The organism is Vibrio owensii (assembly GCF_002021755.1).
Lineage (GTDB): Bacteria > Pseudomonadota > Gammaproteobacteria > Enterobacterales > Vibrionaceae > Vibrio > Vibrio owensii.
In genome coordinates this window covers 1,789,453-1,803,579 of sequence record NZ_CP019960.1, presented here as the reverse complement: position 1 = coordinate 1,803,579, position 14,127 = coordinate 1,789,453, and the positions used below count along the sequence as shown (strand labels likewise).

The following is a 14,127-nucleotide window of genomic DNA, read 5'->3' as shown; positions in this document are numbered from 1 at the left end:
CCGATTCATGTTTAGGAACGATTTGGAGTGTACGGTGGAAAACTAAAACACCTAAATCACGTTGTGAGCATTCAATCCTCACTTTGAACGGTATGAACGTGGCTGTGTTCTTTAAACAGTCGAATCATTTCTCGCGCAACAGGACCGGCTAAGCGGTTATGTTGCCAAAGGTTGATAGGAAACTGAAGCACGGCATGGAGTTCGTCTATCTCAATGGTCTGTAATTGCTGGGTTGCTAAAAGATCCTCCACGCAATGGGTAGGGACAATTGCCCAGCCATCACCTGCGACTAATAGGTTTTTGAGCACATTCACACTTTCGATTTGTTGAGCGAGATTCGATATCGTCAATGTTTGTGCGATACCAGTATGGTGAAAGTCCGCCATCAACAACTGCCTTGCTCGCTTTAGAGAGGTGAGGTCAACAATCTGATGTTGTCTAATAAATTCGCTGGTAGCACAGACAACAAAAGGAAGATTGAGCAGATAGGTGTAGCTGAATGCTGTCGTGGCATTGCCCGTTGGAACGAGCATGACAGCAAGGTCTGCGGCGTCTTGTTCGAACAGCGCTTTCGTTTCGTGATTGTTTTTGTGAAGCCAGTTCACTTTGACCAACGGGAATTTTTTGCGAATCCCAATCATCACATCTTGAATCAGTTTTCCCGGCACCAATTCACTGTGGCAGATAGTAATTTGGCTCTCGTTCCCTTGTTCCGTGCTCTGGCATAGACGCTCAAAAGACTTAGTCGTTTCCGCGAGGTTTTTAGCATGTTGATACAGTGCTAAGCCTTCTTCCGTCAATTTAGGATAGCGGGTCGAACGGTCAAACAAGGTCATGTTGATTTCAATTTCGAGGTTGGTGATCACCTGACCAAGCGTAGTGCGATGCTTATTTAATTGTTTTGCTGCAGCGCTAAAGGAACCACATTCCGCAACAGCGACAAAGGCGGTGACTTGCTCATAACTGATGTGCATGATGATTTGGTCCTACAAAAGTGTCTTATTCAAACCTAATGTAAGACCTCAACAGAGTCCAGACCTTTGTCATCGGCTGGAAGACCAGTTTCGCAAGCTCTCTGAAGAAGACAACATCTGAGTCAATTCATCGAGTTAAACGGGACTCCACCCAAGCACTCAACCATGACTTTGGTCAGAAAGGGGGAGGTCATGTGCTTCATTGTCGATAAAGTAAACAATGTCGGAATCGTTAGCAGGGAGCACTTCATGAACCAACGCCAATTACAGCAGCAAGCATTTGACTTAAGTGATCAAAACTTAATTGTCGGCAATGTGGATCAATGCCCTATACCACCAGAAACCTTGGCGTTAACGACAGCAGAGTCAGAGTATATTGTCGAAACGTTTGAAAGCGGTCTGACGGCGCAGGTATTTCATATTCGTATCGGCGGACGAGACTATACGCTCAAGAAAAAACGCCCACAGGCGAAAGTGCAAAACCCTGATGGTCAGTACTCCTTTCTAAATGAAGTACAACGTCGCCTTGATTTTCAAACTCAAAAAGATAATCCGAATTTAGCCGAGGACTTCAAACACATTGTTGAGACTGACTACGCTGATTACCGTTTAGGGATCATTGTTTCAGATTGGATTGAAGGTTCGCCAATTCAAGCCCTAACTGAGGACCTATTAGGGCAGTTATTCTCGACTCTGTTTGCTTGTGAGCGAAGTGGATTGTTTGAGTGGGATTTGTGTTCAGGTAACTTGCTGGTGGATGAACAAGGTCAGCTAAAGTTGTTCGACTTTGGCTATATGTATCGCTTTGACCCGTTAAGTGAGTTCAACAGCAATGGCCTGCATGACCCTCTTTTTGATGCTTGTGAGCGATTCGAAACACGTTTCCTCTCAGGGTGGTTGTTAGAGCAAGATTACTCCCGAGAAGAGGCAATACAGTTGTTTAGGTACGTGAAACAACGAGCCCTTGAGATACTCGAATACAAGCGGGACTGGCTAGTTCAAAACGATGCCACGCTAGAAATCGTAGAGCGAGTGCAAACGTCAATGGAAAAGATACAAATGGCGCTAAAGTCTGATGCTCAATTGGAACATCTTTTTACGCTTGAGATGTTTCGTTCTCATGTGCTCGATATTGAAGATGATTTGGATGGCAAGAGTTGCACATTAACCACAATTAAACGGGTGCAGTTTGTTTTAGATATGCTGCAGCAACATTATGGTTTGTTGGCTGAGGGAGGTGCGTTGTTTTATCAAAATGCCGCTAAGAGTAAAGCCCAACTGATTCAAACCTACCAAGAGAAAAACGAACTTGTGTTGCAGTACCAACTGTAATTTTCGGCATAGAAAAAACAAAAAGCACACGAGAGGTGTGCTTTTCCATTTCATTGGCTAGGTAGGTGCTAAGTCGTGCTACTTCGCTTGTTGCATCTCAACCAAGCCACCCGCGTTATGAAGGTTGGTAAACCCTTGTGATTGTAGGTACTGATACGCTTGTCCTGAGCGATTGCCGCTGCGGCAGTAAAGCACGATCTGCGTGTCTTTATCGACATTAGCAAAGTGTTTATCCAACTCTGAAAGCGGAAAGTTAACCGCATTGTCTAAGTGACCATCGGCAAACTCTTGTGGTGTGCGTACATCGACAATCATTGCGCCTTGCTCAATCCATTGCCAACCCTGCTCTGCACGTTCAGAAGCCAATACCGATGGCGCGGTGAAAGCTAAGCTCAAACAAGTGAATACAATCGGAAGTAGTTTTTTCATTGAGTTCCTTTCCTCAAGGTCAATTGTCCTTAATCGTTCTGATGAAGATTATACGTGTGATTATTAAACTTCGATGTGGCATCGGTCGAAATGTCGTAACCTAGCGTGTTATGACTTTAATCCTAACATTGCGCCAAACACCAATAACCCAGCGCCACAAGCTTGATTCAACCTATGTTTCACGCGCAGTAATAAGCTCTGTAATCGCGGTGAGGTAAACAAGATGGCAACCATAGAAAACCACATCCCGTGTAGCGCAATCATGTAGACACCGTAACCTAAAGCTAGGTGTTGTGATGCTGCATTCGGATTGATGACTTGGCTAAAGATACTCAAGAAGAACAACATGGTTTTTGGGTTAAGCACATTGCACAAAAAGCCTTGGAAAAAGAACTGCCAAATGGAGATGCTTTGTTGTGTTTCCCCCTCTATCTTCTGCTGAGAGTCAGTCTCAAAAATCCCTTTTAATCCTAGATAGATCAGATAAGCCGCACCGAGGTAGCGAATCAAACTGAACAACCATTCGTTCTGTGAGATTAAGTAACTGATACCAAGCAATGAATAGGTAATGTGCACCGAAATCGCAAGACTAATGCCCACGGCACTCCAAATTCCCGCTTGTCTGCCATTGTTGAGGCTGTTTCTAAGAACCAATACAAAATCAGCTCCGGGACTTATAACGATGAGTATGCCTAATAAGGCAAGGCTGAAAAGCTCCATAGTGTTTCCTGTTTCTTCGTTGTTATTAATGGGGCAATTGTAGGTCGAGAGTTCGGAGACTATAATCGAAACAAATTCTGCTAAGTGTGAGAAAAAGTCACAGATGAGGCATCTTAAATCCTTTCATGTTTTCCATGTCGCGGCAACGTCTGCGAGTTTTAGTGAAGCAGCAAACAAGCTCAATATTACGCATGGCGCTGTAAGTAAGCAGATCAAAGTGTTGGAGACCTATCTGGCTCAACCTTTGTTCTACAAACAGGGGCGCAATATGTTGCTCACTAGAGAAGGGGAGATGCTGAAAAGCTATACCGAGCAAGCATTCCAAGCGCTGGAAACTGGCGTGAACAAGCTGGTGCAGGAGATGCATCAATACCTTGAAGTCTCTTGTGAGCCAACGTTAACCATGCGTTGGTTGATGCCAAGGCTTTCCGCGTTTAATGATTGTTGTGACGCAGATGTTCGTCTTTCGACTGCGGGAGGACCTGTAACGCTTGGCTCGACGGGGCTTGCTATGGCGATTCGTCGAGATGACTTTGAGCCTTTGTATCACTACCCAAAAACCAAGTTAGTGGAAGAGTGGGTGGGGCCCGTGTTTTCACCTGAATACTGGCAGCAAGTGAAAAGCGACTTGGACTCCGTGAAGTTATTACACAGCCAAACCAGACCCGAAGCTTGGCAAGAATGGATTCAGCGCTCTGGTGGTGCGTCGATAAGCGGAAAAGCAGAACAGTCTTTCGCGCATTTCTATTTCTGCATTCAAGCTGCAGTCGATGGCTTAGGTGCGGCGATGGGCTCTTATCCTCTAGTGATGGACGACCTCGAACGTGGCAATCTCGTTGCACCATTTGGTTTTGTGCCGTCAGGGCATGACTATGTCTTATTGACTCAAGACAAAGCACGCTCTGAACTGGAACAAAAATTTGTGCTTTGGCTGCAAACCCAAATGGCGGAGTGTGTGCCTTGCGCCTAAGAAATACAGAGAGATCCTAGTCAGAGCGCGTTGAGTTACCTAGAGTGGTTGAACACGTGCTACACAATGGAAACTTAGGAAATGGAAAACCTCAATATTGTTGAAATTAAATCTTTTGTTCCGGCGAAAGATTACGAGTTATCAAAGCGTTTTTATCAGGCGTTGGGTTTTGAGATGCCTTCGGATTTTGGTGGTGTGGCGTACTTCTTCAAGGGCAGTTGCTCATTCTTGTTGCAAGATTTTTATGAGCCAAAACACTGCAATAATTTCATGATGCATTTGCTGGTGGAAGATGTTGCCAGCTGGCATGAACATGTTTCGAATGTCGATCTGGAGTCATTCGGAGCCAAGATGACAGAACTGGTTGCTCAACCTTGGAAGATGCGAGAATTCTGTTTGCACGATCCTAGTGGCGTGCTGTGGCGCATAAGCCAGAATATCGATTAATTTCAAAACGATAAAAACGACAAAGGGAGCGAGCGGCTCCCTTTTTTGAAGCTCTAGTGTAAAAGTGCGTACATAGCGCCGCGATTGGCGGTCGGGTTCTCAGTGTAAATCCAATCCAAAAACTCAGTGGCGTTCTTTCCTACCTTTGGGCAATAAAGATCTTTGTTTGCCCCTTGCTGCATTAGCCATTTAAACGCTTCGAAATCATCATGAATGATGGCGGAGTGCAGAGGTGGACTGTTACTTTCGTTCAGCCAATTTACGTCAAACCCATGTGCGATTAAGGTGTTTGCCATACGAAAGCGGCTATGACTGTCACCACTTAGAATCGACGAAATACCATATTGATACTCGACTAAGCTTAGTAAATCTTGCGAAACGCCAAACGTCTCAAAATAGAATAAGCAATCTTCGCTATCAAACACTGGAATATCATTTCCTAATGCGCACAACATCATTCGTTCTTCGGTGAGTGAATGCTTCAAAAACAGTGCGAATGAAGTTGTGATAAACGATAGGGTAAAGATTGTGGTTCTAATTGTTGTATTGATGTCCATATCTACCTGTATTTAAAAAATAAAAAGCCGCAAGCGCACCTGACGCTTGTTGGCATTAGGTAAACTTGGAAACGGTTTAATTGTGGAAATAAGGTGTCATTACGCGGTTTACGCAGCCATGGTTTGGCGTTCTTCTTCTAGCAACCAGCCGTACCACCAACTCATGAACTCAAGGGTCACGATTGGGTAGGGGTTTTGGTCAAATGGGATGTTATTGATAAATGCCAGCTTGCCTTTGCCAACGACTTCGTCAACCAATTGAAGCCCGCCATCGTCATAGTCTTTCATGATAGTTCGTCCTTTTTATCATTCGGAAAACTATACATTACAGAGTTCTCTAACCTGCAATACGGCATTGTATAAAGAGCCAAAAATGAAAATGCTATTATCAATAAAAAATTATTTATAATCAGATGTTTATGGTAGCTCACTAGTTAGTGAATGATGGTTTATGAAGTCAACTAAGTCAGTAACTTGGCTTGGTTCGATGAATCGAGATCCAATTTTGATTTCATGGTGGCACAGTGTGAAATTGTGCAAAAAGCGATAAATGCTTTGCCACTGCTGTATTCGAGCCAAGCTGAGGTGAGACGCGTAGCTAGGTTGTAGCCATTCGGTATAGCGTTGCCAGAAGCGTGAGTTCCAATCTGGATGTGTGGGGAAAAGGGAGTGAATAGCGGCATCATAGAGCTCGCCTTTTTTGGTCAATAAACCCAAGCCGATTTGCCACTTGCCCAGTGCATTTTCAATATTCACGCGTCGCCACGTTTCATCCCACCAACTCATGTTTTGTTTACCGCTGTTGTTAGTGTCGTACACGTTGTGTGATCTGACGTGGCAGTAGTACAGATGTGTGCTTCCACTGATTACCGTTGGTGTAAATGCGGTAATCGCAGCGCCGCGAATAAAACTTTCATGCTCGAGCAATAAAGCTTTTGGCAGCTGAGATTTTAGATAATTTGCCAAGTTCTGCATGTGAGCGTGAGCGGCAAATACAGGACGGGTTAAGAACACTTCCTTGGATTGGGCATGTTGCGCATCGCAGTAACCGAGTTGATCAAATTGGCTGCGATTTAAGATCTTGTCGTACGTTTTCTGCGCTTGAAGCAGTACGTCTTCTTCTGTGGGAGCGAGCTCTTTCTTGGTGAGTCGATAACGGCTCTGCTCTCGCACCTCTTCAGGTAACGAATCTTTCTCCATCAGTGCGTTATCACTGATCAACAGTACATATCCCGTCTTGGCATCGGCCGTCGATAGTGTCCAAATATGCGCGCTACTTTGAGAGCGGCTATCGTGTCTAAACCCAGACCGCGCGACTTGAAGAAACGAACGGGTTTGTAGGATTGAGAAATCAAGTTGTGCTTCAAACAAACGGCTGCAGGTATTGAGTAGCTCAGCCAATTGTTCCATCCGCAGAGAAAACGCGCGGTGATTGAGCCTCAAAACTTGTTGCAGTTCTTGCGGAGGAACGCCAGAAATCAAAGCATCCAACATTGGTTGCAGGTTTGATGATGCTTTACTTGAGTTGATCAGCGTTGCGGTCTTTTTGCATTGCCGACATTGCACACGTTCGGTGCCAGAGGGTGTGCGTCCGAAACGTTGCCAAGACGCTTTTGAACAATGGCATTGAGGCAATAAATCGAGTTTGAAGGTGTGCTGTTCCAGTTGATTGCCTAGCGCGAGAATGGGCTCGTTCACCAAAACAGGAGGATAAGCACCACACTCAGAACAATGCCACGCATCGTAACCGAGTCGGTTTGAGCGCGAATACAAGCTCAAGTCGGGTACACCGCAATTGGCGCAACCAAACGACTTACAGCCATTGTATTCTTGACGAAATGTCATGGTGCTTATTCTCCGAGCTAAGTCCGTATTGGATTTAGTTTTGGCTTACGTCTACTTGGCGACCGAGTTCCGGTACGGTCACTTGTTTCTTCGCTTTGAACTGGTCAATCAACACTTGTGTTACTGAATCGCCTTCTGATTCAAACGTACCTTTCTCAAAAACATGATAGCCGTCACCGCCACTTGCTGCGTAAGAGTAAGTCGCGACTTTGTATGAGTCAGCATTGTCCACTGGTTTGCCGTTTACATTTAGGCTCACCAAGCGTTGACCCTCTGGTTTTTCGTTGTCATAACGCGCTTCGATACCAGAGAATTGCGCCAGACCGTAAGGCAAGGTGTAGCTGTATTCCAACAGTTCTTTTAGCTGTTCCCCGTTTAATGTCACGACCGAGAGTTTATCCGTGAATGGGAAAAGATCCATCACGTTTTCCATTGTCACTGGGCCTTTGTTTAAGTCGACACGAATACTACCAGAACTGATCATGCCCACATCGGCGTTAGCAGCTTCACGCATCATATCGGCCACCAAGTTACCGACGTTTGATTCGCGGTAGTAACGGCGGTAAGCAGTGTCGTTGATGGTCGCCAGTTGCTCGCTTAACTCAGGGAATTTGCTGCGTGCATTGGCGATAAGGTCGCTGGTTTTTTTGTCTCGTTCCAGCTTATCTGATTCCACAGGGATGAGTTTGCCATCAAGCAGTTTTACGTCGTGCTTTTCTGTATCCACCGCAAACTTGGTGTAACCCAAGTATTTGCCCTGACCGAATGTAAGGCCAATGACGGTGCCGGTTTTCGGGTGTACAACTGGCTTCCACAAGCCATGGTCTGAGTGACCACCAAAGATCACATCCACGCCTTTTAGCTTGCCAGCCATGTTGTAGTCTTCATCAAAGCCGCGTTGTACTTCTGGGTCTGCTTCTTTGTCGGTCTGCATTGGCGCTGTTTTGTTTTGGTGAGTCAGTACGACAATCATGTCCACTTCATCACGAATCTTATCCACCCAGTATTGAGTGACTTCGATAGGGTCATCAATGGTTAAACCCTTGCGGTTGCCTTTCCACATGGTGTTGTAGAACGCATCCACGCCCATCACACCTATCACGCCTACACGAACGCCATCGCGCTCAATAATGGTGTAGGGCGAAGCAAATGGGGCATTGTTTTGCTCGAATTTGATGTTGGCGTTCAGCACTGGGTAAGCCGCTCTTGGCATGTTCTCTTTCAGCGTTTGCCAGCCGTATTCAAACTCATGGTTGCCGAGCGTAATCGCGTCGTAGCCCATTGCACTGTACAAATCGAAAGAAAGTTTGCCTTGAGTCTTCTTAGCAAGTGACCCAGTGAAAATGTCACCTGCATCAAACAAGAAACTGGTCTCTTCCTGCGCTCGGGTTTGTTTGATTAAGGTGGCTAGATATGGAATACCACCGATGTGTGAGATGTCTGGATTCCAAAAGGCATCAACAGGTTCGTAAACGCTCTCGATGTCGTTGGTGTGCAGCAGCGTGACATTGCGAATTTCCGCAAATGAAGAAAATGAAGCACTGATAGAAATTGCGGCCAAGGCGCAAAGTAACGGCTTTTTAGAAAATGTGTTCATAGCTGATCCGGTTAAGTCGAATGAATGTTGGGTTTCGCGAAACGGGGCAACTTTAAAAAAGCAAACGTTTAGTTCGCTTGAATTGGATCACATAAATTTACTGAGCTTATGATTAATTGTCGCAGAGTGATCGTTTGTGTTGGTGAAAGTGAAAGGCTAAAAAACAAAAGGCCAGCTCTCGCGAACTGACCTTTGAAGAGGGAAGAGTGATAGAGGCTTATTGAGGCGCTTTCATCGCTTCTGATTGATCGCCCGTCATCACGAAGTGCAACTCACCACCCGGTTTGAACTCGGAATGGTCGAAGAAGAAACCGTTATCCAAAGCTTTGCCATTGATGGTGACGGACTTGATGTACATGTTGTCATCGGCGTTGTTTTCTGTGGTGATGGTGAACGTGCCACCTTTCACCGGAATTACCGCTTTGTCGAATAGCGGGCGACCCACAGTGTAGATAGGCTCTGCTGCGTTCACTTGGTAGAAGCCCAATGCAGACATCACATACCAAGCAGACATCGCGCCTACGTCTTCGTTACCAATGACGCCTTCTGGCGCAGCGAAATACATGTCATCCAGAATGTGGTCGACGACTTGTTGCGTCTTCCATGGTTCTGCGGTCCAGTTGAATAGGTAAGGAATGTGGTGCGAAGGCTCGTTACCAAACGCAACTTGACCAATCAAACCAGACATATCCGGTGTTTCTGTACCTTGGCTCTCTGCGGTGAAAGTTGCTTCTAGGTTTTTCTGGAACTCAGCATCGCCACCCATGATGGTCTTCAAGCCCGCGATGTCATGCGGTACAAACCAAGTCCACTGCCACGCGTTACCTTCGGTGTAGTTGCCTGTCTCGTGTTCCGTACCGTATGGGTCGAATGGCGTCATGAAGGTTTCATCAATCATCACAGGGCGCATAAAGCCCGTCACGCCATGTTCTGCGTATTCCGTTGGGTTGTAATCGAAGTACTTCTTGTAGCCTTTTGAGCGTTCAAGGTATTGCTCTTCTGCTTGAGTGTCACCGGCTGCTTTGGCAATTTGTGCGATAGCCCAATCGTAGAACGCGTTTTCTAGACCGTAAGAAACAGACTCAACCGTGTAGTCTTCAAATACTGGCTCACCATCGACACGTTGGATGGCAGGCGTGAAGCCGTTTTTCTCAATGTAATCGATGTGCTTGGTTAAAGTGCGATCCAATACGCCCTGATCCCAATCGGCTTGCAGTGCTGGGTAGTTGTCGTAAGTCGAAGAGTCGATCGCGGCTTTCAGCGCCAGCTCTTTCTCTTGTTGAGTAAACTCTTCTGGGAATTTGGTCATCGCATCCGCAATCACTGCTACCGCTGGGTAGCCAACCATGGTGCCTGTTTCGTCACCTAAGTGCTCCCATTTCGGCAGCAAGCCGCTTTCAGTGTACTTCTGAACTAGGTTCTTCGCGTACTGCACCGCGCGGGTTGGCTCTGTGATGGTTTTTAGTGGGTGCAACGCACGTTGGGTATCCCATAGAGAGTAAACCGAGAAGTTTGGCTGTTCTTCTGTTGCTTGACCGTAAGCGATGGAGTATTCCCCTTCGCCTTCACGAATTGAGCCTTTGCCCATGCCACGGAATCGACCATCCACGTCTTGATGCACCATAGGCGCAATCTTGGTGTGGTAAAGCGCAGTGTAGAAGATCTCTTTCTGATCTTCTGTGCCACCTTCGATAGAGAAGTTGAGTGCTTTTGCCCATTTCTCGCGTGCGTTGTTACGCGCAGTATCGAAAGAGACATTCGCTTCGGCATCGTAGTTGTTTTCTGCACCTTGAGGGTCAACCGCAGATAACGCCACTTGCGCATTCAGCTCTTGTGAGCCTTCATCTTCAAATTCGATGTAGGCAGTGACGTCCGCTTTGACACGCTTAACTGGATTACCTTGGTCATCGTAAATTAATTCAGAAACGTGCTCTGCCGATAGACCGTCAACAGGTTCGCCATTGGCAAGGATGTAAACGTCTTTGATCTTCTTATCAAAAGTCGCATAGAAGAAGATTTTTTGGTTTTTCGCCCAACCAGAGAAGTGCGCTGCATCGCGCTCGCCCGTGATGGTATGGCCGTCTTCGCTCACCGTCAGTTTGTTGCGCAGAGAGGTCGAACCCCAGTCACTGTTAAGGATGGAGTTGAGGTCTATCTTCAGACGTTGTGGTTGACCTTGCGGATAGGTGTAACGATGGAAACCGACACGTTCAGAAGCTGTAAGCTCAGCTTTGATACCGTTCTCTGCAATCTTCACAGAGTAGTAACCCGCTTCTGCCACTTCTGAGGTTTTGTCCATCTTGACTGAAATCGCTTCGCGGTAGTCGTCGCTGTCTTCGATGTATTTAGCTTTATCTTCGGTAAACGGAAGGAACAGAATGTCACCTAAACCGCCCATACCCGTGCCGGATAGATGGGTGTGGGAGAAGCCAAATAGGGTCTTTTTATCGAAGTGGTAACCTGATGAAGAGTGCCAGCCGATCAGCTCGGTATCTGGAGAAAGTTGCACCATACCTTCTGGCACAACAGGACCTGGGAAGGTGTGTCCGTTAAAGCCCGTACCAATGAATGGGTCGACGTATTTTAGGTTGGAAGTATCGACGCTTGGTGAGGTGTTATCGTCGTCATCGTTGCAGCCAGCCAAACCAATAACACTTGCAATCACAGCGGTGGCGATAGCGGTTTTCGTAAAGTTCATAATCTTGATTCCTTAGGCAGGAAGCGCCTCACTTCCTGCCACTGAGTTAATCTATCTGCTTATTCTTTAAACACGAATTACATAAAACGTTACTGAGCTTGAAGCGCTTCTTGCTTGTCACCCGTCATGACGAAGTGAAGCTCGCCGCCCGCTTTGATTTCGCTGTGTTTGAAGGTGAAGTTGGCATCCAGCGGCTTGCCGTTGATGGTTACGGACTTCACGTACTTGTTGTGTGGGCTGTTGTTGTCTGCGATGACTGTGAATTCGCCGCCTTCTACTGGAATGGTGATTTCATCAAACATAGGGCGACCGATGGTGTAGACCGGATCCGCAGGCGTCACTTGGTAGAAGCCCATTGCCGACATCAAGTACCAAGAACTCATCTGACCTACGTCTTCGTTACCAATCAAACCAGTTGGTTCGCTGGTGTACATCTCTGACATGATGCGGTCTAGGTACTCTTGCGCTTTCCATGGCTCATCCGTTAGCGCGTATAGGTAAGGAATGTGGTGCGATGGCTCGTTACCGTGCATGTACTGACCGATGTAACCCGTTAGGTCTGGCAGTTCTTCACCTGTGTTTGAAGAACGCGCGTTGAATAGCTCGTCCAAGTCTTCACGGAACGCTTTCTCTGGCGTGGTGTCTTTGCCTTGTGCCAAGTCTGCTTGGTAGATTTCTTGTTTCAGGCGGTTGAAATCGTGCATTGGTTGGAACTTCCATTGCCACGCGTTCCCTTCGGTGTAGGCAAACTCGTCCACGTAGTAAGGGTCGAATGGTAGCAGCGGGCATTTCTCTTTCATCACGCCTGAGCCTTCAGGCCATTCAACCATTTCACACTCATCCAAACGATCTTCATCAATCGGTTGGTTGAACTCCAAAGGCGGTTTGTTTGGTGATGAGCTTAGCGGGTGGTTTTTCGGACGTAAGAAGCCCGTCTCTGCATCCCAATGGTTAAGCCAGTTGTCGGCACGAGTCATAAACTCTTCTTGCAGTTTTACATCGCCAGCCATGCGCGCGATTTCTGCCATTGCCCAGTCGCCGTAAGCAAACTCAAGCGTGTAAGATGCACTGTTCCAATAACCGTGATGAACAAAGCCATTTTCTTCGTACACCTTAACTTGCACAACGTTTGCTGCGCCGATGTTGTTGTCTTCCGTCCAATCTGGGAATTCAGACGCCTCGTGGTAACGCACCGTAAACTCAGCCGCTTCTTTGGCAAGTTGTGGGTCGATGTCTAAACCTTTCGCCATCGCGTCAGCAATGATAGAAACCGCAGGGAAGCCGATCATAGTGCCTGTGTAGTGGCTGTGCAGTTCCCATTTCGGCAGAATGCCACCGTCTTCGTATTTACGAATCAGGTCGTTGGCAAACTCTTCGGCACGTTCCGGATCGATGATGGTTTTCAGTGGGTGCGCTGCGCGGAAGGTATCCCACATGGAGTACACAGAGTAGTTTGGTGTGTCGCCCGCGTCTTTTTGAATGCGAGTACGCATCGCAGGGTATTGACCGTCGACATCTTGGAAAATCATTGGCGCGATAGAAGCGTGGTAAAGCGCGGTGTAGAAGATCTCTTTCTGATCTTCCGTGCCGCCAGATACCATCATGCGGCTAAGCTCTTGGTGCCATGCGTCGTTGGCTTGAGCGCGCGCAGTATCAAATGACACGTCTTTCGCTTCTGCTTCTAGGTTCTTCTCCGCCCCTTCTGTGCCTGTTGGTGACAAGCCTACTTGGATTTCTAACGGTGTTGATGATGGTGCGAATTCTAGGTAAGCGATGGTTTTCACTGCGTCGATGTTGTCGTTGTTTACATCGATTTCCGTTTCTGCGCCGTCAACTAAAGCAATGGCTTTGACGATAGGTTGGTTGAAGGTGGCGTAGAAGTACACGTGCTGGTTGTTCGCCCAGCCATTCGAGCTACGTAAACCGCGGATGGTGTAAGCGTCGATGAACTCCAAATCACCCTTCATGGTGCGGTTGTTGAAGTGACCTTTGTTGAGAGTGTGGTCTAAATCGAACTTGATGTGTGGCGTAGTGCCTTCTTTGAAGGTGTAGCGGTGGAAGCCAACACGTTGCGTGGTGGTTAGCTCAGCTTTGATTTCGCCTTTGTTCAGTTCAACTGCGTAGTAGCCCGCTTCTGCCGTTTCGTTGTCTTTATCGAAGGTGTTGAAAACGGCGTTTTCTTTCTTGGTGAAAGGCAGAACTAAGATATCACCAAGGTCGGTAATGCCTGTGCCAGAAAGGTGAGTGTGGGAGAAGCCATATACAGGGATTTCAGTCAGCTTGCCGTGGTCGAAGTAACCTGCAGCAGAGCCCCAACCTTCCATTTCGGTATCAGGAGAAAGTTGTACCAAACCGTAAGGCACAACCGCCCCTGGGAAGGTGTGACCATCTGCGCCTGTACCAATCAATGGATTGACGTATTGAGTTAGTGTGGTGTCGAGGGATGGAGTACCAGATTTGCTGTTGTCGTCATCACTGTTACAACCAGCAAGACCAAACATGGCAGCGAGTATAGCGGTAGAGATAAGGGTTCTTTTTAGTTTCATTTTTATGGTTCC

General features: G+C 47.0%; 12 protein-coding genes. 3 read left to right on the top strand and 9 right to left on the bottom strand.

The genetic code is table 11. The annotated features are described in order from the left end of the window. Positions 1-71: 71 nt before the first annotated feature. A complete protein-coding gene (locus A9237_RS24545) occupies positions 72-974 on the bottom strand; it encodes a LysR family transcriptional regulator (protein ID WP_078609961.1) in 903 nt (300 codons plus the stop codon). Between the two features lie 249 nt (positions 975-1,223). Here A9237_RS24545 and A9237_RS24540 point away from each other — a divergent pair, with 249 nt between their 5' ends. Continuing rightward, the gene (locus tag A9237_RS24540; protein ID WP_078609960.1) at positions 1,224-2,306 is read left to right on the top strand and encodes a protein kinase family protein; all 1,083 of its coding nucleotides are present in this window, start codon (positions 1,224-1,226) and stop codon (positions 2,304-2,306) included. Between the two features lie 78 nt (positions 2,307-2,384). Here A9237_RS24540 and A9237_RS24535 read toward each other — a convergent pair whose 3' ends face one another. Together A9237_RS24535 and A9237_RS24530 are read right to left on the bottom strand one after the other, a co-directional pair. Then, positions 2,385-2,735: a rhodanese-like domain-containing protein gene (locus A9237_RS24535; protein ID WP_041056456.1), complete on the bottom strand. Its 351-nt coding sequence runs from the start codon at positions 2,733-2,735 to the stop codon at positions 2,385-2,387. 108 nt (positions 2,736-2,843) lie between these two features. Then, on the bottom strand, positions 2,844-3,455 hold the full coding sequence (locus A9237_RS24530) for a LysE family translocator (protein ID WP_078609959.1): 612 nt from the start codon (positions 3,453-3,455) through the stop codon (positions 2,844-2,846). 103 nt (positions 3,456-3,558) lie between these two features. On the opposite strand from A9237_RS24530, the gene A9237_RS24525 reads away from it, so the two are divergent. Continuing rightward, on the top strand, positions 3,559-4,425 hold the full coding sequence (locus tag A9237_RS24525) for a LysR family transcriptional regulator (protein ID WP_078609958.1): 867 nt from the start codon (positions 3,559-3,561) through the stop codon (positions 4,423-4,425). 81 nt (positions 4,426-4,506) lie between these two features. Continuing rightward, positions 4,507-4,872 carry a VOC family protein gene (locus A9237_RS24520; RefSeq protein WP_078609957.1) on the top strand — a complete coding sequence of 122 codons (366 nt, stop codon included), beginning with the start codon at positions 4,507-4,509 and terminating at the stop codon, positions 4,870-4,872. A gap of 53 nt (positions 4,873-4,925) precedes the next feature. Here the strand turns inward: A9237_RS24520 and A9237_RS24515 are convergent, their stop codons facing one another. The 6 genes from A9237_RS24515 to A9237_RS24490 all read right to left on the bottom strand — a co-directional run bounded on the left by A9237_RS24515 (position 4,926) and on the right by A9237_RS24490 (position 14,115). Further along, positions 4,926-5,429 (bottom strand): ankyrin repeat domain-containing protein, encoded by a 504-nt coding sequence (locus A9237_RS24515; protein WP_050567178.1) that lies wholly within the window; start codon positions 5,427-5,429, stop codon positions 4,926-4,928. Positions 5,430-5,537: 108 nt separating this feature from the next. Next, positions 5,538-5,717 carry a hypothetical protein gene (locus tag A9237_RS24510; RefSeq protein ID WP_009706408.1) on the bottom strand — a complete coding sequence of 60 codons (180 nt, stop codon included), beginning with the start codon at positions 5,715-5,717 and terminating at the stop codon, positions 5,538-5,540. Between the two features lie 129 nt (positions 5,718-5,846). Further along, positions 5,847-7,274 carry a hypothetical protein gene (locus tag A9237_RS24505; RefSeq protein ID WP_078609956.1) on the bottom strand — a complete coding sequence of 476 codons (1,428 nt, stop codon included), beginning with the start codon at positions 7,272-7,274 and terminating at the stop codon, positions 5,847-5,849. A gap of 34 nt (positions 7,275-7,308) precedes the next feature. After that, entirely contained in the window at positions 7,309-8,871 is a 1,563-nt protein-coding gene (locus A9237_RS24500; RefSeq protein ID WP_078609955.1) for a bifunctional metallophosphatase/5'-nucleotidase, read from the bottom strand. Between the two features lie 217 nt (positions 8,872-9,088). Continuing rightward, positions 9,089-11,569 carry a GH92 family glycosyl hydrolase gene (locus A9237_RS24495; RefSeq protein WP_078609954.1) on the bottom strand — a complete coding sequence of 827 codons (2,481 nt, stop codon included), beginning with the start codon at positions 11,567-11,569 and terminating at the stop codon, positions 9,089-9,091. Positions 11,570-11,658: 89 nt separating this feature from the next. After that, entirely contained in the window at positions 11,659-14,115 is a 2,457-nt protein-coding gene (locus A9237_RS24490) for a GH92 family glycosyl hydrolase (RefSeq protein WP_005453046.1), read from the bottom strand. Positions 14,116-14,127 lie beyond the last annotated feature (12 nt).